Consider the following 21739-nt stretch of genomic DNA (forward strand, 5'->3'; position numbering starts at 1 on the left):
TGTTTTGGTTATTGGCCTTCACAGGCTGTGTGGTACTGCGCCAGGATGTCCTGAATGTGGTTGATAATTAACGCCCGTGGCGTCGGTTGCAGCTCGCCGGAGCGAACTTTCACGTATTGCAGCGGCAGATACTGGCTGATCAGCGGTAGCGGAATCGGTGAATCCGCCAGATTACGAACCAGATGAGCGAAAGCGTCATCAATCTGGCTGTCCGGCCAGTAGTAGCGCACGCGATCCGAGTAGCTATAACCACGCGCCAGACGACGCGCGTTGCCGTCACCGTGGTAGTGGCTTTGCCAGTATTCCGGGCGGTCGAGCATCACGTTTTCCAGTACCTGACGCAGACCGGAACAGGCTTTCGCTGGCACCAGTTCTTCTTCAAGCGCCGCCAGAGAGAACAGAGCTTCGCGCAGGGCGAAGGTCAGCGCCGGGCCAACTTTCAGAATGGCAAAATGGTCAATAACCAACTGACGTAACGATTGCGGCGTTTGATAATCCGTAGAGTGAGCTTCGAAAATCAGCGTTTCGTAGTTTTCGATCATCTGGCTTAAGGCAGCCGCTTTGGCGGGCTGATAATCAATAACGTTGGTGTGATCGAATTCGACGCCAGGCTGAACTACCAGCGCGATGATGCGCGGCCAGATGGCATTCAGACCTTGCTTTTCAAAAGCGTGACGATGGGCTTCCAGCGTGGCGCGGGCGGCATCCGGTGTGGTGACAGCCAGTTCGCTTAAGGTTTCATGTGCGCCGCCAGGCACCGGAACTTCGGTGCCAATGACATACACCAGATCGGCCTCGCCAAAATGTTCACGGCAGGTTTCTTCCGCCACTTTCGCCAGACGAGCGGCGCGTTCGGCAACGATGCCATCGGTTAAGGGAACCGGATCGTCCTGACAGGACATGCTGCAATCAAGGTGAATTTTTTTGAATCCTGCCGCGACGTAGCTTTTAATCAAATCATCGGCATTGGCCATCGCCTGAGCGGCAGGCAGGTTTTGCCAGCGGTTTGGCCCCAGATGGTCGCCACCCAGAATCAACGCGTCCTGTGGGAAATTCAGCGAGTCAGCAAGCTGGCAAACAAAGCCGCGAAAATCGGCTGGCGTCATTCCGGTATAACCGCCGAACTGGTCCACCTGATTGGACGTCGCTTCAATCAGTAGCGGCGTTTGGTTTGCACAGGCGTAGCGGATTGCAGCTTCCAGCACCAGCGGATGTGCGGAACAAACGGCATAAATCCCATTTGTTTTGCCCTCTTTATGCTGTCTCACCATTTCTGTCAGATGTTTCACTTTCCTCTCCAGTTCAGATTACTGCAACTTTAATCTTTCGTTTTGTTTCAATTGATACTGCGACATGGTGAGATAAAAATAAAACGAAAGATAATAGTTTTCTGATCTGATTCACAAAAGAAACATAATGAAAGCCACTGAAACAAGCGTAGCTTGCGTCAATGGGCAAGGTGGGCTTGCAATTGCTTAATAGAAAGGCGTTAATAGGCAAAACGAAATGAAACGAAAGTTTTACGAAAGGACTTACTATGAGTAATACCGACGCTTCAGGCGAGAAGCGAGTGACTGGCACCAGTGAGCGACGAGAGCAGATCATTCAACGCCTGCGCCAGCAAGGAAGTGTGCAAGTTAATGATCTATCGGCATTGTATGGTGTATCTACTGTGACGATCCGTAACGATCTGGCGTTTCTGGAAAAGCAGGGGATCGCTGTGCGGGCCTATGGGGGCGCGTTGATCTGCGATAGCACGACGCCGTCAGTCGAGCCATCAGTGGAAGATAAAAGTGCGCTCAACACGGCGATGAAACGCAGCGTTGCGAAAGCTGCCGTTGAGTTGATTCAGCCAGGTCATCGGGTGATCCTCGATTCCGGGACCACCACTTTTGAGATTGCTCGTCTGATGCGCAAGCACACTGACGTAATTGCGATGACCAACGGTATGAACGTGGCCAATGCTTTGCTGGAAGCGGAAGGCGTTGAGCTGCTGATGACCGGCGGGCATTTGCGCCGTCAGTCGCAATCTTTTTACGGCGATCAGGCTGAACAATCGCTGCAAAATTACCACTTCGATATGCTGTTTCTTGGCGTAGATGCTATTGATCTGGAGCGTGGCGTCAGCACGCATAATGAAGATGAAGCTCGTTTAAACCGTCGGATGTGCGAAGTTGCGGAACGGATCATCGTAGTCACCGATTCCAGTAAGTTCAACCGCTCCAGCCTACATAAGATCATCGATACCCAGCGGATCGACATGATCATTGTCGATAAAGGCATTCCTGCAGATAGCCTGGAAGGGCTGCGAAAGGTTGGGGTTGAAGTGATTCTGGTCGAGGAGTACGCGTCTTCGCTGTGACTCACTATGCCCGATAAACAAGCGATATCGGGCATAATACAACTTGAAGTATGATGAGTATATCAGGTCACCGGTGCCGGGTTAAACACCGCCAGCTGGTTATGCAGTCCCCATTGATCCGAGAAGGTTTTCTTCTTCCCGCTGGCGACGTCGAGAATAAAGTGGAACAGCTTCCAGCCCACCTCTTCAATGGTTTCTTCGCCGGTGGCGATGGTGCCTGCGTTGATATCCATTAAGTCAAACCAACGGTTTGCCAGCTCGGTGCGGGTCGCCATTTTAATGACGGGTACCGCCATCAGGCCATACGGCGTGCCGCGACCGGTCGTAAACACTTGCACGGTAATACCCGAAGCCACCTGTTGCGTGCCACAAACAAAATCGCTGGCTGGCGTCGCGGCGTAAATTAATCCGCGTTTAGTCGGGCGTTGACCGGGCGACAGCACTTCAACAATTGCGCTTTTACCCGATTTAGCAATGGAGCCGAGTGCCTTCTCTACCACGTTTGCCAGACCGCCTTTCTTGTTGCCCGGCGAAGGGTTGGCGCTGCGGTCGGTTTTTCCCATATTGAGATAGTTATCGTACCACTCCATCTCTTCCAGCAGCCGTTTGCCGACCTCTTCGTTAATGGCGCGCGGTGTCAGTAGATGAATCGCGTCACGCACTTCCGTTACTTCTGAAAACATCACCGTTGCACCGCAGCGCACCAGTAAATCAGACGCATATCCAACCGCCGGGTTTGCCGTTACGCCAGAAAATGCATCGCTGCCGCCGCATTGCATGCCGACAACCAGTTCCGAAGCAGGACAGGTTTCTCGCTGACGTTGATTCAGTTTTTGTAGATGGCGTTCAGCGACCTGCAAAATATCCTCGACCATTGATTGAAAGCCGACATGCTTTTCATCCTGCAAGCTGACAATGCTGGCGCTTTCTACTGGAATAGCCTGCACATCATCCGTGCCGACCAGCAGGCGCTCTGGTTGCAATTTCTCGCATCCCAAGCCAATCACCATCACCTCGCCGCCAAAGTTTGGGTTCAGTGAAATGTTGTGAATGGTCCGAATAGGCACTACAGCCGCCGGAGCATTAATCGCCACGCCACAACCGTACAGGTGATTCAGCCCCACTACGCCATCGACGTTCGGATATTTTGGCAGCAGATCGCGCTCAATGATTTTTACTACGTAATCCACCACGCCTGCCACACAGTGGACGCTGGTGGTAATGCCGAGCAGGTTTTTGGTTCCCACGCTACCATCAGCATTGCGATAGCCTTCAAAGGTATAACCTTCCAGCGGCGGTAAGGGTTCCGGGACTTTGGTTGCCAGTGGCAGCGTGTGTAACGGCGGCGCTTCCGGTAGTACTACCATTGATTCGTCGATCCAGCTTCCGCGTGGGATTGCGCGCACGGCGTAACCAATCACTTCGCCATAACGAATAATTTCTCCATTAGCTGGAATGTCCAGCAATGCGACTTTATGCCCCTGAGGAATATGTTCAATTAATTCCAGTCCGTCCGGAAAACGCGTTCCTGCTTTCAGGCCATTATCATTAACAATAATTGCCACATTATCTGTGTCGTGAACTTTTATATAAAACGCAGTTGGCGTTTCTTGTCTGATTTCGATGTTGGCCATTGTGCAATATTCTCCAGCCAGGGACTATTAAAATGAGGACCTGGTCTCATTTAAAAATAAATGACTTCATTGGGTGAAATAAGAATGTCAGGAGTTTAAACGCAGAAATGTGATCAATGTCAATCATTTCAGGGATTGCAGTACCGCCCGGTAAGGCAATGCATAAATCTGTGCTTTAGCGCGCAACCTTATGTGCATATGCTCAAAATAATATTTAAATCGTATTAATTAAATTAGCATTTGCACAATGATTATTATTCTCGCGCTGCTTATACTGATTCCCGAGTTCATTGTCATTACGGCATAAATGAAACTCATAAATAACATCTTCCCCATAATAATAAAAATCAGCATAAGTACCCGAGGTAAATAAAATGATTCTGGACACCGTTGACGAAAAAAAGAAAGGCGTGCATACCCGCTATTTAATATTACTGATTATTTTTATTGTTACCGCCGTTAACTACGCCGATCGTGCAACGCTGTCTATTGCTGGTACCGAAGTAGCAAAAGAGTTGCAGTTAAGTGCGGTTTCGATGGGTTACATCTTCTCCGCTTTTGGCTGGGCCTACTTGCTGATGCAAATCCCCGGCGGCTGGCTGCTTGATAAGTTTGGCTCGAAGAAAGTTTACACTTACAGCCTCTTTTTCTGGTCGCTGTTCACCTTCCTGCAAGGCTTTGTCGATATGTTTCCGCTGGCCTGGGCTGGGATCTCCATGTTCTTTATGCGCTTTATGCTGGGGTTTTCGGAAGCGCCGTCATTCCCGGCGAACGCCCGTATTGTCGCGGCCTGGTTCCCGACGAAAGAACGTGGTACTGCCTCCGCCATCTTTAACTCGGCGCAATATTTCTCGCTGGCGCTCTTCTCACCGCTGCTTGGCTGGCTGACTTTTGCCTGGGGCTGGGAGCACGTCTTTACCGTTATGGGAGTGATTGGTTTTGTGCTGACGGCGCTGTGGATCAAGTTGATTCATAACCCGACAGATCACCCACGCATGTCCGCGGAAGAGTTGAAGTTTATCTCTGAAAATGGCGCGGTGGTTGATATGGACCACAAAAAGCCGGGCAGTGCGGTGGCAAGCGGTCCCAAACTGCATTACATCAAGCAATTGCTCTCCAGCCGCATGATGCTGGGTGTATTTTTCGGACAATATTTTATCAACACCATCACCTGGTTCTTCCTTACCTGGTTCCCGATTTATCTGGTGCAGGAAAAAGGCATGTCGATTCTGAAGGTAGGCCTGGTCGCCTCGATTCCGGCACTGTGTGGTTTTGCTGGCGGTGTGCTCGGTGGTGTCTTCTCGGATTATCTGATCAAACGCGGTTTGTCACTGACCCTGGCTCGTAAGCTACCGATTGTACTGGGAATGTTGCTGGCTTCCACCATCATCTTATGTAACTACACCAACAACACCACGCTGGTGGTCATGCTGATGGCGCTGGCCTTCTTTGGCAAAGGATTTGGTGCGCTGGGCTGGCCGGTGATTTCTGACACCGCGCCGAAAGAGATTGTTGGCCTCTGCGGTGGCGTATTTAACGTCTTTGGCAATGTTGCCTCCATTGTCACTCCACTGGTGATTGGTTACCTGGTAAGTGAACTGCACTCCTTCAATGCGGCACTGGTCTTCGTGGGATGTTCGGCGCTGATGGCGATGGTCTGCTACCTCTTCGTGGTTGGCGACATTAAACGTATGGAATTGCAGAAATAAGCAAAGGTATAAGCGATGAATAACGATATTTTTCCCAATAAATTCAAAGCCGCATTGGCCGCGAAACAAATACAAATTGGTTGCTGGTCAGCTCTCTCTAACCCGATAAGCACTGAAGTTCTTGGTTTGGCTGGCTTTGACTGGCTGGTGCTGGATGGCGAACATGCGCCAAACGATATCTCCACATTTATTCCCCAGCTGATGGCCCTGAAAGGTAGCCCCAGCGCGCCAGTGGTGCGGGTGCCGACCAACGAACCGGTAATTATTAAGCGTCTTCTGGATATCGGTTTCTATAACTTCCTGATTCCATTTGTCGAAACAGAAGAGGAAGCGGTACAAGCAGTGGCATCTACTCGTTATCCACCAGAAGGTATTCGCGGCGTCTCCGTTTCTCACCGTGCCAATATGTTTGGCACCGTGGCGGATTATTTCGCTCAGTCGAACAAGAACATCACCATTCTGGTCCAGATTGAAAGTCAGCAAGGCGTAGATAACGTCGATGCCATCGCCGCTACCGAAGGTGTAGACGGCATCTTCGTCGGTCCCAGCGATCTGGCTGCGGCATTAGGCCATCTCGGCAATGCATCACACCCGGATGTACAAAAAGCGATTCAACATATTTTTAACCGTGCCAGAGCGCACGGCAAACCCAGCGGTATCCTCGCACCGGTCGAAGCCGATGCGCGTCGTTATCTGGAATGGGGCGCGACGTTTGTGGCTGTTGGTAGCGATCTCGGCGTGTTCCGCTCTGCCACCCAGAAACTGGCAGATACCTTTAAAAAATAACCACCACCGCAACAAGAGAGATGATTGATATGACTATGAAAGTTGGTTTTATTGGCCTGGGTATTATGGGTAAACCAATGAGTAAAAACCTTCTGAAAGCAGGTTACTCGCTGGTGGTTTCTGACCGTAACCCTGAAGTTATCGCAGAAGTGATAGCTGCAGGTGCAGAAACAGCTTCTACGGCTAAAGCGATCGCTGAACAGTGCGACGTCATCATTACCATGCTGCCAAACTCTCCTCATGTGAAAGAAGTGGCGCTGGGTGAAAATGGCATTATTGAAGGCGCGAAACCCGGCACGGTATTGATCGACATGAGTTCTATCGCACCGTTGGCAAGCCGTGAAATCAGCGAAGCGCTGAAAGCGAAAGGCATTGATATGCTTGATGCTCCGGTTAGCGGTGGTGAGCCGAAAGCGATTGATGGCACTCTGTCAGTGATGGTGGGTGGCGATAAGGCTATTTTCGACAAATACTATGACTTAATGAAAGCGATGGCGGGGTCTGTGGTACATACCGGGGAAATCGGTGCAGGCAACGTCACCAAACTGGCCAACCAGGTCATTGTGGCGCTGAATATTGCCGCGATGTCAGAAGCGTTGACGCTGGCAACCAAAGCAGGCGTTAACCCGGATCTGGTTTATCAGGCAATTCGTGGTGGACTGGCGGGCAGTACCGTGCTGGATGCGAAAGCGCCAATGGTGATGGACCGTAACTTCAAGCCAGGTTTCCGTATTGATCTGCATATTAAGGATCTGGCGAATGCGCTGGATACCTCCCACGGCGTTGGCGCGCAACTGCCGCTGACGGCTGCGGTTATGGAGATGATGCAAGCGCTGCGTGCCGATGGTCTGGGAACAGCAGACCATAGCGCCCTTGCGTGCTACTACGAAAAACTGGCGAAAGTCGAAGTTACTCGCTAATGACGTCGTGCCCGGATGGCTTATTGCTATCCGGGCCTGGAATCCAGGCCGAATAAGAGAAACGCCCCCGGCGTCATGTGGTAACAGGCAAAGATATGAAAATCGTAATCGCCCCAGACTCTTATAAAGAAAGTTTATCAGCCAGCGAGGTTGCGCAGGCGATAGAAAAAGGATTTCGGGAAATTTTTCCTGATGCACAGTACGTTTCTGTTCCTGTTGCCGACGGTGGCGAAGGAACGGTGGAAGCGATGATTGCTGCCACCCAGGGGGCTGAACGTCACGCCTGGGTTACAGGGCCGCTGGGCGAGAAAGTGAATGCCAGTTGGGGGATCTCCGGCGACGGCAAAACCGCGTTTATCGAAATGGCTGCGGCCAGTGGGCTGGCGCTGGTGCCATCGGAAAAGCGTGATCCGCTGGTAACCACTTCACGCGGCACAGGGGAGTTAATCCTGCAGGCGCTGGAGAGCGGTGCAACAAGCATCATTATCGGTATTGGCGGTAGCGCCACCAACGATGGCGGTGCAGGGATGATGCAGGCGCTGGGAGCGAAGTTAAGCGATGCCAATGGCAATGAAATCGGCTTTGGCGGCGGCAGTCTTAATACTCTGAATACCATTGATATCAGTGGCCTCGATCCACGTTTAAAGAATTGTACGATTCGCGTCGCCTGTGATGTCACCAATCCGCTGGTGGGCGACAGTGGCGCTTCGCGGATCTTTGGCCCGCAAAAAGGGGCGAATGAAGCCACGATTGTCGAGCTGGACAAGAATCTCTCTCACTATGCTGATGTCATCAAAAAATCGCTGCATGTTGATGTGAAAGACGTCCCCGGTGCAGGTGCGGCGGGCGGAATGGGCGCGGCGTTGATGGCTTTTCTTGGCGCAGAGCTAAAGAGCGGCATTGAGATTGTGACTACGGCGCTCAATCTGGAAGAACATATTCATGATTGCACGCTGGTTATCACCGGAGAAGGGCGCATTGATAGCCAGAGCATCCATGGCAAAGTACCGATTGGGGTGGCTAATGTGGCGAAGAAATACAATAAACCGGTAATTGGTATTGCGGGTAGTCTTACGAAGGATGTTGGCGTTGTGCACCAGCATGGTATCGATGCTGTATTCAGCGTGTTAAACAGTATTGTTACGCTGGATGAAGCTTTCAGCGGGGCTTATGACAATATTTACCGAGCTTCGCGCAATATTGCTGCAACACTGGCGATTGGAATGCGCAACGCGGGGTGACAAGGGCGTGTAAACCCTCTATACTGCGCGCCGAAGCTGACCAGACAGTCGCCGCTTCGTCGTCGTCCTCTTCGGGGGAGACGGGCGGAGGGGAGGAAAGTCCGGGCTCCATAGGGCAGGGTGCCAGGTAACGCCTGGGGGGGAAACCCACGACCAGTGCAACAGAGAGCAAACCGCCGATGGCCCACGCGAGTGGGATCAGGTAAGGGTGAAAGGGTGCGGTAAGAGCGCACCGCGCGGCTGGTAACAGTCCGTGGCACGGTAAACTCCACCCGGAGCAAGGCCAAATAGGGGTTCATAAGGTACGGCCCGTACTGAACCCGGGTAGGCTGCTTGAGCCAGTGAGCGATTGCTGGCCTAGATGAATGACTGTCCACGACAGAACCCGGCTTATCGGTCAGTTTCACCTATTTTAACGAAAACCCGCCAGTGCAAACTGGCGGGTTTTTGCTTTTGCGCGGCAGTAAGATGAATGACTGTCCACGACACTATACCCAAAAGAAAGCGGCTTATCGGTCAGTTTCTTTTTTTCAGTATAAATACTCTTTTTTCGTCACCCTTTTTGTCTCCCGAGATTACTTACCTGCAAATATGAATTATTAGTTTTGTGATCATCAACACAAAATGCTATCCGTGCATTATGATTACAGCAGAAACCATGGAAAACGATTGCATTCACAAAATGACATCCTGCTATGATGGTAAAAATTGACGTTAATCAATTGTTCGAGATGATCAATATCTGTATTCGACTTTTTAAAATATTGATAAAATAAATGTTTTGTGACCAACAAATTCCGCGAAAAAATGTGACGCGGCGCATTATTTACCTGTAAATATGATTTGTTTATAATAAAATTTGATAACTTGCTCATTAAATTTAACTTAAAATTCGACTGAGAAATACACGATATTTGCTTGAAATATCGTCGCAGGGCATTTTTAATAAGTTATATAAAGCGTGTTGTTATCGCCATAAAATATGGTTATCCCCCCCTTTGTTTTTTGATAAAAGTCAGGCTTTACGCGGATTTTATTATGTTAACTTATTGATATTAAAGATTTATATTGATTTAAGTAGATGCCTGGAAAGCAATTGAAAGTTAATTTGTGAGTGGTCGCACATATCCTATTCATTCCATTTTGATACACTTCATGTCGTCAATGAGGTAATTAATGCAGGCCGATATGAGCACTATTCTTCTTCCTAAAACGCAGCACCTGGTAGTCTTTCAGGAAGTCATCAGAAGTGGCTCTATTGGCTCGGCTGCAAAAGAATTAGGTTTAACTCAACCTGCTGTAAGTAAAATCATTAACGATATTGAAGATTATTTTGGCGTGGAATTAGTGGTACGGAAAAATACCGGTGTAACGCTGACGCCAGCCGGTCAATTGTTGCTCTCACGTTCCGAATCCATTACCCGCGAAATGAAAAATATGGTTAATGAGATAAGCGGTATGTCCTCTGAAGCCGTGGTGGAAGTCTCATTTGGTTTTCCTTCGCTAATTGGCTTTACCTTTATGTCCGGGATGATCAACAAATTCAAAGAGGTGTTCCCGAGAGCGCAAGTCTCAATGTATGAAGCACAGTTGTCCTCGTTCTTACCTGCTATCCGCGACGGACGCCTCGATTTTGCGATTGGTACGTTAAGTGCAGAGATGAAGCTTCAGGATTTGCATGTTGAGCCGCTGTTCGAGTCCGAGTTTGTGCTGGTGGCCAGCAAGTCCCGAACATGCACCGGCACTACCACGCTGGAGTCGTTGAAAAACGAACAGTGGGTGTTGCCGCAAACTAATATGGGATACTACAGCGAACTTCTCACCACGTTACAAAGAAATGGCATCAGTATTGAAAACATCGTTAAAACCGACTCAGTCGTGACAATTTATAATCTTGTTCTCAATGCTGATTTCTTAACCGTTATTCCTTGTGATATGACTTCACCTTTTGGTTCTAATCAATTTATTACTATTCCGGTTGAAGAAACGTTGCCCGTGGCGCGATATGCCGCGGTATGGTCAAAAAATTATCGTATTAAAAAAGCAGCATCGGTTTTGGTTGAACTAGCCAAAGAGTATTCATCTTATAATGGGTGTAGACGAAGACAATTAATAGAAGCTGATTAGTTATTTGTTTTTCTCAAACATAAATAATCCACCTGTCTTTTCTCGGGTGTCGGTTACGGTTACCTACATATTTAATTCAGGTTAAGAGGTTTATCATGCATATTACATACGATCTCCCGGTTGCTATTAATGACATTATCGAAGCAAAACAACGATTGGCTGGGCGAATTTATAAAACAGGCATGCCTCGATCCAATTATTTTAGTGAACGTTGCAAAGGTGAAATATTCCTTAAGTTTGAAAATATGCAGCGTACTGGTTCATTTAAAATTCGTGGCGCATTTAATAAATTAAGCTCTTTAACCGATGCTGAAAAACGCAAAGGTGTGGTGGCCTGTTCTGCGGGTAACCATGCGCAAGGGGTTTCGCTCTCCTGCGCAATGCTGGGCATCGACGGGAAAGTGGTAATGCCGAAAGGCGCGCCAAAATCCAAGGTCGCGGCGACATGTGACTACTCCGCTGAAGTTGTTCTGCACGGCGACAACTTTAACGACACCATCGCCAAAGTTAGCGAAATTGTCGAAACGGAAGGCCGTATTTTTATCCCACCTTATGATGATCCGAAAGTGATTGCCGGTCAGGGAACGATTGGCCTGGAAATTATGGAAGATCTCTATGATGTCGATAATGTGATTGTGCCAATTGGCGGTGGCGGTTTAATTGCTGGTATTGCGGTAGCGATTAAATCTATTAACCCGACAATTCGTGTTATCGGTGTGCAATCAGAAAACGTTCACGGCATGGCGGCTTCTTTCCACTCGGGAGAAATAACCACGCACCGAACTACCGGCACCCTGGCGGATGGTTGTGATGTCGCCCGCCCGGGTAATTTAACTTACCAAATCGTTCGTGAATTAGTCGATGACATCGTGCTGGTCAGCGAAGACGAAATCAGAAACAGTATGATTGCCTTAATTCAGCGCAATAAAGTCGTCACCGAAGGCGCAGGCGCTCTGGCATGTGCTGCTTTGTTAAGCGGTAAATTAGACCAATATATTCAAAACAGAAAAACCGTCAGCATTATTTCCGGCGGCAATATCGATCTTTCTCGCGTCTCTCAAATTACCGGTTTCGTTGACGCTTAATCATCTCGTTGAGGATAGGATATGAGTACTTCAGATAGCATTGTATCCAGCCAGACAAAACAATCGTCCTGGCGTAAATCAGATACCACATGGACGTTGGGTTTGTTCGGCACAGCTATTGGTGCCGGCGTGCTGTTCTTCCCTATCCGCGCAGGTTTTGGCGGACTGATCCCGATTCTTCTGATGTTGGTATTGGCATACCCCATCGCGTTTTATTGCCACCGGGCGCTGGCGCGTCTGTGTCTTTCAGGCTCTAACCCTTCCGGCAACATTACGGAAACGGTGGAAGAGCACTTTGGTAAAACGGGTGGCGTGGTCATCACGTTCCTGTACTTCTTCGCGATTTGCCCACTGTTGTGGATTTATGGCGTAACCATTACCAACACCTTTATGACGTTCTGGGAAAACCAGCTTGGCTTTGCGGCGTTGAACCGCGGCTTCGTGGCGCTGTTCCTGCTGCTGCTGATGGCGTTCGTCATTTGGTTTGGTAAGGATCTGATGGTTAAAGTGATGAGTTACCTGGTATGGCCATTTATCGCCAGCCTGGTACTGATTTCTCTGTCACTGATCCCTTACTGGAACTCTGCTGTTATTGATCAAGTTGACCTCAGTGCGCTGACGTTAACCGGTCATGACGGTATCTTGATTACCGTCTGGCTGGGGATTTCCATCATGGTCTTCTCCTTTAACTTCTCGCCAATCGTCTCTTCCTTCGTGGTTTCTAAGCGTGAAGAGTATGAGAAAGACTTCGGTCGCGACTTCACCGAGCAGAAATGCTCACAGATCATCTCCCGTGCCAGCATGCTGATGGTTGCCGTGGTCATGTTCTTTGCCTTCAGCTGCCTGTTTACGCTGTCTCCGGCAAACATGGCGGAAGCAAAAGCACAGAACATTCCGGTGCTTTCTTATCTGGCTAACCACTTTGCTTCCATGTCCGGCGAGAAATCGACGTTCGCCACCGTACTGGAATATGCCGCTTCTATTATCGCACTGGTTGCTATCTTCAAATCTTTCTTCGGTCACTATCTGGGAACGCTGGAAGGTCTGAACGGTCTGGTACTGAAGTTCGGCTACAAAGGCGATAAGACGAAAGTGTCTTCCGGCAAACTGAACACCATCAGCATGATCTTCATCATGGGTTCCACCTGGGTAGTTGCTTACGCCAACCCGAACATTCTGGACCTGATTGAAGCCATGGGCGCGCCGATTATCGCTTCACTGCTGTGCCTGTTGCCGATGTATGCCATTCGTAAAGCGCCGTCGCTGGCGAAATACCGTGGTCGTCTGGATAACGTGTTTGTTACCGTGATTGGTCTGCTGACCATCCTGAACATCGTATACAAACTGTTTTAATCCGTAACTCAGGATGAGAAAAGAGATGAATGAATTTCCGGTTGTTTTGGTTATTAACTGTGGTTCGTCTTCAATTAAGTTTTCCGTGTTGGATGCCTCGAACTGTGAAGTATTAATGTCAGGTATTGCCGACGGTATTAATTCGGAAAATGCATTCTTATCCGTAAATGGAGGAGAGCCAGCACCGCTGGCTCACCACAGCTACGAAGGTGCACTGAAGGCAATTGCGTTTGAACTGGAAAAACGGAATTTAAATGACAGCGTGGCCTTAATTGGCCACCGCATCGCCCACGGCGGCAGTATTTTTACCGAGTCCGCCATTATTACCGATGAAGTCATTGATAATATCCGTCGCGTTTCTCCACTGGCGCCGCTGCATAATTACGCCAATTTAAGTGGCATTGAGTCGGCCCAGCAATTATTTCCTGGCGTAACTCAGGTAGCGGTATTTGATACCAGCTTCCACCAGACAATGGCCCCGGAAGCGTTTTTATACGGCCTGCCGTGGAAATATTACGAAGAGCTGGGTGTGCGCCGCTATGGCTTCCACGGCACGTCTCACCGCTATGTGTCCCAGCGTGCGCATTCTCTGCTGGATCTGGCGGAAGAAGACTCCGGCCTGGTGGTGGCACATCTTGGCAATGGCGCGTCTATTTGCGCGGTTCGTAACGGGCAGAGTGTGGATACCTCAATGGGTATGACGCCGCTGGAAGGGCTGATGATGGGGACGCGCAGTGGCGATGTCGACTTCGGTGCGATGTCCTGGGTGGCCAGTCAAACCAACCAGAGTCTTAGCGATCTGGAACGCGTGGTGAATAAAGAATCGGGATTATTGGGGATTTCCGGTCTTTCTTCCGACCTGCGTGTACTGGAAAAAGCCTGGCATGAAGGTCATGAACGTGCACAACTGGCAATTAAAACGTTTGTTCACCGAATTGCCCGTCATATTGCCGGACACGCTGCCTCATTACATCGCCTGGATGGAATTATATTCACCGGCGGAATAGGTGAGAATTCAAGTTTAATTCGTCGTCTGGTCATGGAACATTTGACTGTATTAGGCGTAGAGATTGATGCAGAAATGAATAATCGCTCTAACGCTTACGGTGAAAGAATTGTGTCCAGTGAAAATGCGCGCGTAATTTGCGCCGTTATTCCGACTAATGAAGAAAAAATGATTGCGCTAGATGCAATTCATTTAGGCAAAGTTAAAGCACCCGCAGAATTTGCATAATTTAGTTGAAGTATTGTAGAGAGATTATTTTTCATGAAGGTAGATATTGATACCAGCGATAAGCTTTACGCCGACGCATGGCTTGGCTTTAAAGGTACGGACTGGAAAAACGAAATTAATGTCCGCGATTTTATTCAACATAACTATACACCGTATGAAGGGGATGAATCCTTCCTCGCTGAAGCGACGCCAGCCACCACGGCATTGTGGGAAAAGGTGATGGAAGGTATTCGTATCGAAAACGCGACCCATGCGCCGGTTGATTTCGATACCAATATTGCCACCACCATTACTGCCCATGATGCCGGTTATATCAACCAGCCGCTGGAAAAAATTGTTGGCCTGCAAACAGATGCGCCACTGAAACGTGCGCTGCATCCGTTTGGCGGCATCAACATGATTAAAAGTTCATTCCATGCCTATGGCCGTGAAATGGACAGCGAATTTGAATACGTGTTTACCGATCTGCGTAAAACCCATAACCAGGGCGTATTTGATGCTTACTCACCGGATATGCTGCGCTGCCGTAAATCTGGCGTATTGACTGGTCTGCCGGACGGTTATGGCCGTGGGCGTATTATCGGTGACTATCGCCGCGTGGCGTTGTACGGCATCAGTTATCTGGTCCGTGAACGCGAACTGCAATTTGCCGATCTCCAGTCTCGTCTGGAAAAAGGGCAAGATCTGGAAGCCACCATCCGTCTGCGTGAAGAGCTGGCAGAACATCGTCATGCGCTGCTGCAGATTCAGGAAATGGCGGCGAAATACGGCTTCGACATCTCTCGTCCAGCGCAAAATGCGCAGGAAGCGGTGCAGTGGCTCTACTTCGCTTACCTGGCGGCGGTGAAATCGCAAAACGGCGGCGCGATGTCGCTGGGTCGTACTGCATCGTTCCTCGATATCTACATTGAACGTGACTTCAAAGCCGGCGTGCTCAACGAGCAGCAGGCGCAGGAATTGATCGACCACTTCATCATGAAGATCCGCATGGTGCGCTTCCTGCGTACGCCGGAATTTGATTCGCTGTTCTCCGGCGACCCTATCTGGGCAACGGAAGTCATCGGTGGGATGGGGCTGGACGGTCGCACACTGGTGACCAAAAACTCCTTCCGTTACCTGCATACACTGCACACTATGGGGCCAGCACCGGAACCTAACCTGACCATTCTGTGGTCGGAAGCATTGCCGATTGCCTTCAAAAAATATGCGGCACAAGTCTCCATCGTCACTTCTTCTTTGCAGTATGAAAACGACGATCTGATGCGTACTGACTTCAACAGCGACGATTACGCGATTGCCTGCTGCGTCAGCCCGATGGTGATTGGTAAGCAGATGCAGTTCTTCGGCGCACGCGCTAACCTGGCGAAAACGCTGCTGTACGCAATTAACGGCGGGGTGGATGAGAAGCTGAAGATTCAGGTCGGCCCGAAAACAGCACCACTGATGGACGACGTTCTGGACTACGACAAAGTCATGAACAGCCTTGACCATTTCATGGACTGGCTGGCAGTGCAGTACATCAGCGCGCTGAACATCATCCACTACATGCATGACAAGTACAGCTACGAAGCCTCACTGATGGCGCTGCACGATCGTGATGTCTATCGCACGATGGCATGTGGTATTGCGGGCCTGTCGGTGGCGACGGATTCACTTTCCGCAATTAAATATGCTCGCGTGAAACCAATCCGTGACGAAAACGGCCTGGCGGTGGACTTTGAAATCGACGGCGAATATCCGCAGTACGGCAACAACGACGAGCGCGTAGACAGCATTGCTTGCGACCTGGTTGAACGCTTTATGAAGAAAATTAAAGCCCTGCCAACCTATCGTAACGCTGTACCAACTCAGTCGATTCTGACCATCACCTCTAACGTGGTGTACGGCCAGAAAACCGGTAACACACCGGATGGTCGTCGCGCCGGTACACCGTTCGCACCAGGTGCTAACCCGATGCACGGTCGTGACCGCAAAGGGGCCGTGGCTTCGCTGACCTCCGTTGCCAAGCTGCCGTTCACCTACGCTAAAGACGGTATTTCGTACACCTTCTCAATTGTCCCTGCGGCGCTGGGCAAAGAAGATCCGGTACGCAAAACCAATCTTGTCGGCCTGCTGGATGGTTATTTCCACCACGAAGCGGATGTGGAAGGTGGTCAGCACCTCAACGTCAACGTTATGAATCGGGAAATGTTGCTGGATGCCATTGAGCACCCGGAAAAATACCCGAACCTGACAATCCGTGTCTCTGGCTACGCCGTGCGCTTCAACGCACTGACCCGTGAACAGCAGCAGGATGTGATTTCACGTACCTTTACCCAGGCGCTTTGATGCCGGAGGATGTATGAAAAAGATTATCGAAACGCAACGTGCGCCAGGCGCAATCGGCCCATATGTTCAGGGCGTTGATTTAGGCAGTATGGTATTCACCTCCGGGCAAATTCCGGTTTGTCCGCAGACCGGGGAGATCCCTGCGGACGTGAAAGATCAGGCGCGTTTAAGTCTGGAAAACGTCAAAGCGATCGTAGTTGCTGCCGGGCTGACCGTTGGCGATATCGTGAAGATGACGGTGTTCATTACCGACCTTAATGACTTTGGCACCATCAATGAAGTCTACAAGCAGTTTTTTGACGAGCATCAGGCGACCTACCCGACACGCAGCTGCGTGCAGGTAGCGCGTTTGCCGAAAGATGTGAAGCTGGAAATTGAAGCTATCGCGGTACGCAACGCATAAAGCTCCTGAGCGGGGCGATCGCAGGGTCGCTCCGCTCCTCTTCACGAACGGCAATCCGAGGGTGTGGATATGATTAGTGCATTCGATATTTTCAAAATTGGGATTGGTCCCTCCAGTTCTCATACCGTGGGGCCAATGAATGCCGGAAAAAGTTTTATTGATCGACTGGAGAAGAGCGGCTTATTAACCGCGACGAGCCACATTGTGGTCGATCTTTATGGATCGTTGTCACTGACGGGCAAAGGTCACGCCACGGATATCGCTATCATCATGGGACTGGCAGGAAATAGTCCGCAGGACGTTGTTATTGATGAGATACCTGCATTTATGGAATTAGTGACGCGCAGCGGAAGGTTGCCGGTGGCAGCGGGCGCACATGTCGTTGATTTCCCAGTGGCAAAGAACATTATTTTCCATGCGGAAACGCTGCCCCGTCATGAGAATGGGATGCGTATTACCGCGTGGAAAAAGCAGGAAGAACTGTTAAGCAAAACCTATTATTCAGTCGGTGGCGGATTTATTGTCGAAGAAGAACAATTCGGCTTGTCACTGGATGTTGAAACGCTCGTCCCTTACGATTTCCATTCAGCAGGTGAGCTGCTGAAAATGTGTGATTACAACGGGTTATCTATTTCTGGTTTGATGCTGCAAAACGAGTTGGCGCTACGTAGCAAAGCCGAAATTGATGCTGGTTTTTCGCGTATCTGGCAGGTGATGCATGACGGTATTGAACGCGGTATGAATACCGAAGGTGTGCTGCCAGGCCCGCTCAATGTGCCACGTCGGGCGGTGGCGCTGCGGCGTTTGCTGGTTTCCAGCGACAATATCTCTAACGATCCGATGAACGTGATCGACTGGATCAATATGTTTGCTCTGGCAGTCAGCGAAGAAAATGCCGCTGGCGGGCGTGTTGTGACAGCGCCAACTAACGGCGCTTGCGGCATTATTCCTGCGGTGCTGGCCTATTACGATAAATTCCGCCGCCCGCTCAATGAGCGCTCCATTGCCCGTTTTCTGCTGGCGGCTGGCGCTATCGGTGCACTGTATAAAATGAATGCCTCCATTTCCGGTGCGGAAGTGGGCTGTCAGGGCGAAATTGGCGTGGCCTGTTCAATGGCGGCGGCAGGGTTAACCGAACTGCTGGGCGGCAGCCCGGCGCAGGTGTGCAATGCGGCGGAAATCGCTATGGAACACAACCTGGGACTGACCTGCGATCCGGTTGCCGGGCAGGTGCAAATTCCGTGTATTGAACGCAATGCTATTAATGCTGTTAAAGCCGTGAACGCCGCGCGGATGGCGATGGGACGCACTTCCGCACCGCGTGTTTCTCTCGATAAAGTTATCGAGACGATGTACGAAACCGGCAAAGATATGAACGATAAATACCGCGAAACTTCACGCGGAGGACTGGCCATTAAAGTGGTCTGCGGCTGATATCTCATCCGCGTTTATACTGGGGTGCACAAAATGTGCACCCTTTTTTATTGTGATCTGCTGCAAATAGAGAATAACTATTTCTCTAAGATTGATTTGATAGAAAATTATTATCCATAATTGCTATTTCAAAGTCTTGATTGTGAAGATTTTCTCTGACCTCACGCGTATCATTTCTTCATTCTAATAACTCGCCTGCAAAAAAACGTAGACCGCGTATCGCCTTGATGCGGCTCGAAAAAAATAATAAGCCCTACAAAATATTGAGCGAGAACTTATGGAAATTGCAACGAATAAAGGCGTCATTGCAGACGCTTCGACCCCGGCGGGTCGTGCTGGAATGAGTGAAAGTGAATGGCGTGAAGCTATCAAATTCGACAGTACCGACACCGGTTGGGTGATTATGAGTATTGGGATGGCGATTGGCGCGGGGATAGTTTTTCTCCCGGTGCAGGTCGGATTGATGGGATTGTGGGTATTTTTGCTCTCATCAGTGATTGGCTACCCGGCAATGTATCTGTTTCAGCGATTGTTTATTAATACGCTGGCGGAATCTCCAGAGTGTAAAGATTACCCGAGTGTCATTAGTGGTTATTTGGGTAAAAACTGGGGCATTTTGTTAGGTGCACTTTATTTTGTGATGCTGGTTATTTGGATGTTTGTTTACTCCACCGCCATCACTAACGATAGCGCCTCCTATCTGCATACTTTCGGCGTGACGGAAGGATTGCTGTCTGACAGTCCGTTTTATGGCCTGGTACTGATTTGTATTCTGGTAGCGATCTCTTCACGCGGCGAGAAACTGTTATTCAAAATTTCGACCGGCATGGTGCTGACCAAACTGCTGGTGGTGGCGGCGCTGGGTGTATCGATGGTCGGGATGTGGCATCTGTATAACGTAGGTTCGCTGCCGCCGCTGGGGCTGCTGGTGAAAAACGCCATTATCACACTGCCGTTTACCTTAACCTCGATTCTGTTTATTCAGACGTTAAGCCCGATGGTGATTTCCTATCGCTCGCGAGAAAAATCGATCGAAGTAGCACGACACAAAGCGTTGCGGGCGATGAACATTGCGTTTGGGATCCTGTTTGTCACCGTCTTTTTCTACGCAGTGTCGTTCACTCTGGCGATGGGACATGACGAAGCAGTAAAAGCCTATGAGCAGAATATTTCCGCGCTGGCGATTGCCGCACAGTTTATTAGCGGCGACGGTGCAGCATGGGTGAAAGTGGTCAGCGTCATCCTCAATATCTTTGCCGTAATGACAGCGTTCTTTGGCGTCTATTTAGGCTTTCGCGAAGCAACGCAAGGGATCGTAATGAACATCCTGCGCCGCAAGATGCCAGCTGAGAAGATTAACGAAAATCTCGTTCAGCGCGGCATCATGATTTTCGCCATTTTACTGGCCTGGAGCGCCATCGTACTGAATGCGCCAGTGTTGAGCTTTACCTCTATCTGTAGCCCGATTTTCGGCATGGTAGGGTGCCTGATCCCGGCGTGGTTGGTTTACAAAGTACCGGCATTGCACAAATACAAAGGTGCCTCTCTGTACCTGATTATCGTCACCGGTTTGTTGCTTTGCGTTTCTCCGTTCCTGGCATTTTCATGATTTACCTGAAATTTTAAGGTTTTTATTATGTTTGATTCGACTCTAAATCCGTTATGGCAGCGTTACATCCTTGCAGTTCAGGAGGAAGTAAAACCGGCGCTGGGATGTACTGAACCGATCTCACTGGCGCTGGCGGCGGCGGTTGCTGCGGCAGAACTGGAAGGTCCGGTTGAACGTGTAGAAGCCTGGGTTTCGCCAAATCTGATGAAGAACGGTCTGGGCGTCACCGTTCCCGGTACGGGAATGGTGGGGCTGCCGATTGCCGCGGCGCTGGGGGCGTTAGGTGGAAATGCCAACGCCGGGCTGGAAGTGCTGAAAGACGCAACGGCGCAGGCAATTGCTGATGCCAAAGCGTTGCTGGCGGCGGGGAAAGTCTCGGTCAAGATCCAGGAACCTTGCGATGAAATCCTCTTCTCACGCGCCAAAGTCTGGAACGGTGAGCAGTGGGCTTGTGTCACCATCGTCGGCGGACATACCAACATTGTGCATATCGAGACGCACAATGGCGTGGTTTTTACCCAGCAGGCGTGTGTGGCAGAGGGCGAGCAAGAGTCGCCGCTGGCGGTGCTCTCCAGAACGACGCTGGCCGAGATCCTGAAGTTCGTCAATGAAGTGCCGTTTGAGGCTATCCGCTTTATTCTCGATTCTGCGAAATTAAACTGCGCGTTATCGCAGGAAGGTTTGAGTGGGAACTGGGGGCTGCATATTGGCGCGACGCTGGAAAAACAGTGTGCACGCGGTTTGCTGGCGAAAGATCTCTCCTCGTCAATTGTGATTCGTACCAGCGCGGCATCCGATGCGCGTATGGGGGGCGCAACGCTTCCGGCAATGAGTAACTCCGGTTCTGGCAACCAGGGGATCACCGCGACAATGCCCGTGGTGGTGGTCGCGGAACACTTCGGGGCAGATGATGAACGGCTGGCGCGCGCGCTGATGCTTTCGCATTTGAGCGCGATTTATATCCATAACCAGTTACCGCGTTTGTCTGCGCTGTGTGCCGCAACGACCGCCGCAATGGGCGCCGCCGCTGGGATGGCATGGCTGGTGGATGGGCGTTATGAAACCATCTCGATGGCAATCAGCAGCATGATCGGTGATGTTAGCGGTATGATTTGCGATGGCGCGTCGAACAGTTGCGCGATGAAGGTTTCGACCAGTGCGTCGGCGGCGTGGAAAGCGGTGTTAATGGCGCTGGATGATACCGCCGTGACTGGCAATGAAGGGATTGTGGCGCATGATGTTGAGCAGTCAATCGCCAACCTGTGTGCGCTGGCAAGCCATTCAATGCAGCAAACGGATCGGCAGATTATCGAGATTATGGCCAGTAAGGCCAGGTAAGCACCGGATTTCGGAGGTCATACCTGATGCCGGATGCGATGCTGACGCATCTTATCCGGCCTACGGATTGTGCGATTTGTTGATGTTGTTGGGTTTTGTACCTGGTGCCGGATGCGATGCTGGCGCATCTTATCCGACTTACGGATTGTGCAATTCGTTGATGTTGTTGGGTTTTG

The 21739-nt window shown here is 50.2% G+C and carries 17 protein-coding genes and 1 other RNA gene; 15 read left to right on the forward strand and 3 right to left on the reverse strand.

Features of this window, described 5'->3' with window-relative positions; translation table 11 throughout:
- Positions 1-8: 8 nt before the first annotated feature.
- A complete protein-coding gene (gene kbaZ / locus FEK66_RS19180; RefSeq protein ID WP_135493001.1) occupies positions 9-1289 on the reverse strand; it encodes a tagatose-bisphosphate aldolase subunit KbaZ in 1281 nt (426 codons plus the stop codon).
- 248 nt (positions 1290-1537) lie between these two features.
- Here kbaZ and agaR point away from each other — a divergent pair, with 248 nt between their 5' ends.
- The gene (gene agaR / locus FEK66_RS19185) at positions 1538-2362 is read left to right on the forward strand and encodes an aga operon transcriptional regulator AgaR (protein ID WP_130204642.1); all 825 of its coding nucleotides are present in this window, start codon (positions 1538-1540) and stop codon (positions 2360-2362) included.
- Positions 2363-2424: 62 nt separating this feature from the next.
- On the opposite strand, the gene garD is transcribed toward agaR, so the two are convergent.
- Positions 2425-3996: a galactarate dehydratase gene (gene garD, locus FEK66_RS19190; RefSeq protein WP_130204644.1), complete on the reverse strand. Its 1572-nt coding sequence runs from the start codon at positions 3994-3996 to the stop codon at positions 2425-2427.
- A 374-nt stretch (positions 3997-4370) separates the two neighbouring features.
- Between garD and garP the strand changes: the two genes are divergently transcribed.
- The 5 genes from garP to rnpB all read left to right on the forward strand — a co-directional run bounded on the left by garP (position 4371) and on the right by rnpB (position 9061).
- Positions 4371-5705 carry a galactarate/glucarate/glycerate transporter GarP gene (gene garP, locus FEK66_RS19195; RefSeq protein ID WP_064529564.1) on the forward strand — a complete coding sequence of 445 codons (1335 nt, stop codon included), beginning with the start codon at positions 4371-4373 and terminating at the stop codon, positions 5703-5705.
- A gap of 15 nt (positions 5706-5720) precedes the next feature.
- Entirely contained in the window at positions 5721-6491 is a 771-nt protein-coding gene (garL, locus tag FEK66_RS19200; RefSeq protein ID WP_135407948.1) for a 2-dehydro-3-deoxyglucarate aldolase, read from the forward strand.
- Positions 6492-6520: 29 nt separating this feature from the next.
- Positions 6521-7411 carry a 2-hydroxy-3-oxopropionate reductase gene (gene garR, locus FEK66_RS19205; protein WP_130260155.1) on the forward strand — a complete coding sequence of 297 codons (891 nt, stop codon included), beginning with the start codon at positions 6521-6523 and terminating at the stop codon, positions 7409-7411.
- A gap of 95 nt (positions 7412-7506) precedes the next feature.
- Positions 7507-8652, forward strand: a complete 1146-nt coding sequence (gene garK, locus FEK66_RS19210) for a glycerate 2-kinase (protein ID WP_130204650.1) — start codon at positions 7507-7509, stop codon at positions 8650-8652.
- A gap of 32 nt (positions 8653-8684) precedes the next feature.
- Positions 8685-9061, forward strand: an RNA gene (gene rnpB, locus FEK66_RS19215) — RNase P RNA component class A.
- A gap of 235 nt (positions 9062-9296) precedes the next feature.
- On the opposite strand, the gene tdcR is transcribed toward rnpB, so the two are convergent.
- Entirely contained in the window at positions 9297-9527 is a 231-nt protein-coding gene (gene tdcR / locus FEK66_RS19220) for a transcriptional activator TdcR (RefSeq protein WP_214251106.1), read from the reverse strand.
- 313 nt (positions 9528-9840) lie between these two features.
- On the opposite strand from tdcR, the gene tdcA reads away from it, so the two are divergent.
- From tdcA to cyuA, 9 genes are all read left to right on the forward strand, one after another.
- Positions 9841-10779 carry a transcriptional regulator TdcA gene (gene tdcA, locus FEK66_RS19225; protein ID WP_130210820.1) on the forward strand — a complete coding sequence of 313 codons (939 nt, stop codon included), beginning with the start codon at positions 9841-9843 and terminating at the stop codon, positions 10777-10779.
- A gap of 95 nt (positions 10780-10874) precedes the next feature.
- Positions 10875-11864, forward strand: a complete 990-nt coding sequence (gene tdcB, locus FEK66_RS19230; protein ID WP_130210804.1) for a bifunctional threonine ammonia-lyase/L-serine ammonia-lyase TdcB — start codon at positions 10875-10877, stop codon at positions 11862-11864.
- Positions 11865-11885: 21 nt separating this feature from the next.
- Positions 11886-13217, forward strand: coding sequence for a threonine/serine transporter TdcC (gene tdcC / locus FEK66_RS19235; RefSeq protein ID WP_130210806.1), 1332 nt, complete (start codon positions 11886-11888; stop codon positions 13215-13217).
- Between the two features lie 25 nt (positions 13218-13242).
- Positions 13243-14451, forward strand: coding sequence for a propionate kinase (gene tdcD / locus FEK66_RS19240; protein WP_130259083.1), 1209 nt, complete (start codon positions 13243-13245; stop codon positions 14449-14451).
- A gap of 33 nt (positions 14452-14484) precedes the next feature.
- Complete coding sequence (gene tdcE / locus FEK66_RS19245) at positions 14485-16779, forward strand: 2-ketobutyrate formate-lyase/pyruvate formate-lyase (RefSeq protein WP_130210810.1); 2295 nt, start codon at positions 14485-14487, stop codon at positions 16777-16779.
- A gap of 13 nt (positions 16780-16792) precedes the next feature.
- On the forward strand, positions 16793-17182 hold the full coding sequence (locus FEK66_RS19250; protein WP_064529572.1) for an enamine/imine deaminase: 390 nt from the start codon (positions 16793-16795) through the stop codon (positions 17180-17182).
- 69 nt (positions 17183-17251) lie between these two features.
- Complete coding sequence (gene tdcG, locus FEK66_RS19255) at positions 17252-18616, forward strand: L-serine ammonia-lyase (RefSeq protein ID WP_131160925.1); 1365 nt, start codon at positions 17252-17254, stop codon at positions 18614-18616.
- 277 nt (positions 18617-18893) lie between these two features.
- The gene (locus FEK66_RS19260; protein WP_130210814.1) at positions 18894-20225 is read left to right on the forward strand and encodes an amino acid permease; all 1332 of its coding nucleotides are present in this window, start codon (positions 18894-18896) and stop codon (positions 20223-20225) included.
- Between the two features lie 27 nt (positions 20226-20252).
- Positions 20253-21563: a cysteine desulfidase gene (cyuA, locus tag FEK66_RS19265; RefSeq protein ID WP_130210816.1), complete on the forward strand. Its 1311-nt coding sequence runs from the start codon at positions 20253-20255 to the stop codon at positions 21561-21563.
- Positions 21564-21739 lie beyond the last annotated feature (176 nt).

It is taken from the genome of Escherichia sp. E1130 (assembly GCF_005781065.1).
Taxonomy (GTDB): Bacteria; Pseudomonadota; Gammaproteobacteria; order Enterobacterales; family Enterobacteriaceae; genus Escherichia.

Excerpts from the sequence above, each read along its gene's own strand:
- garR (WP_130260155.1), top strand. The coding sequence starts at position 6,521 with ATGACTATGAAAGTTGGTTTTATTGGCCTGGGTATTATGGGTAAACCA.
- tdcE (WP_130210810.1), top strand. The coding sequence starts at position 14,485 with ATGAAGGTAGATATTGATACCAGCGATAAGCTTTACGCCGACGCATGG.
- tdcD (WP_130259083.1), top strand. The coding sequence starts at position 13,243 with ATGAATGAATTTCCGGTTGTTTTGGTTATTAACTGTGGTTCGTCTTCA.
- tdcA (WP_130210820.1), top strand. The coding sequence starts at position 9,841 with ATGAGCACTATTCTTCTTCCTAAAACGCAGCACCTGGTAGTCTTTCAG.
- tdcC (WP_130210806.1), top strand. The coding sequence starts at position 11,886 with ATGAGTACTTCAGATAGCATTGTATCCAGCCAGACAAAACAATCGTCC.
- agaR (WP_130204642.1), top strand. The coding sequence starts at position 1,538 with ATGAGTAATACCGACGCTTCAGGCGAGAAGCGAGTGACTGGCACCAGT.
- tdcR (WP_214251106.1), bottom strand. The coding sequence starts at position 9,527 with ATGAGCAAGTTATCAAATTTTATTATAAACAAATCATATTTACAGGTA.
- garL (WP_135407948.1), top strand. The coding sequence starts at position 5,721 with ATGAATAACGATATTTTTCCCAATAAATTCAAAGCCGCATTGGCCGCG.
- tdcG (WP_131160925.1), top strand. The coding sequence starts at position 17,252 with ATGATTAGTGCATTCGATATTTTCAAAATTGGGATTGGTCCCTCCAGT.
- garK (WP_130204650.1), top strand. The coding sequence starts at position 7,507 with ATGAAAATCGTAATCGCCCCAGACTCTTATAAAGAAAGTTTATCAGCC.
- tdcB (WP_130210804.1), top strand. The coding sequence starts at position 10,875 with ATGCATATTACATACGATCTCCCGGTTGCTATTAATGACATTATCGAA.
- garD (WP_130204644.1), bottom strand. The coding sequence starts at position 3,996 with ATGGCCAACATCGAAATCAGACAAGAAACGCCAACTGCGTTTTATATA.
- cyuA (WP_130210816.1), top strand. The coding sequence starts at position 20,253 with ATGTTTGATTCGACTCTAAATCCGTTATGGCAGCGTTACATCCTTGCA.
- garP (WP_064529564.1), top strand. The coding sequence starts at position 4,371 with ATGATTCTGGACACCGTTGACGAAAAAAAGAAAGGCGTGCATACCCGC.
- FEK66_RS19250 (WP_064529572.1), top strand. The coding sequence starts at position 16,793 with ATGAAAAAGATTATCGAAACGCAACGTGCGCCAGGCGCAATCGGCCCA.
- FEK66_RS19260 (WP_130210814.1), top strand. The coding sequence starts at position 18,894 with ATGGAAATTGCAACGAATAAAGGCGTCATTGCAGACGCTTCGACCCCG.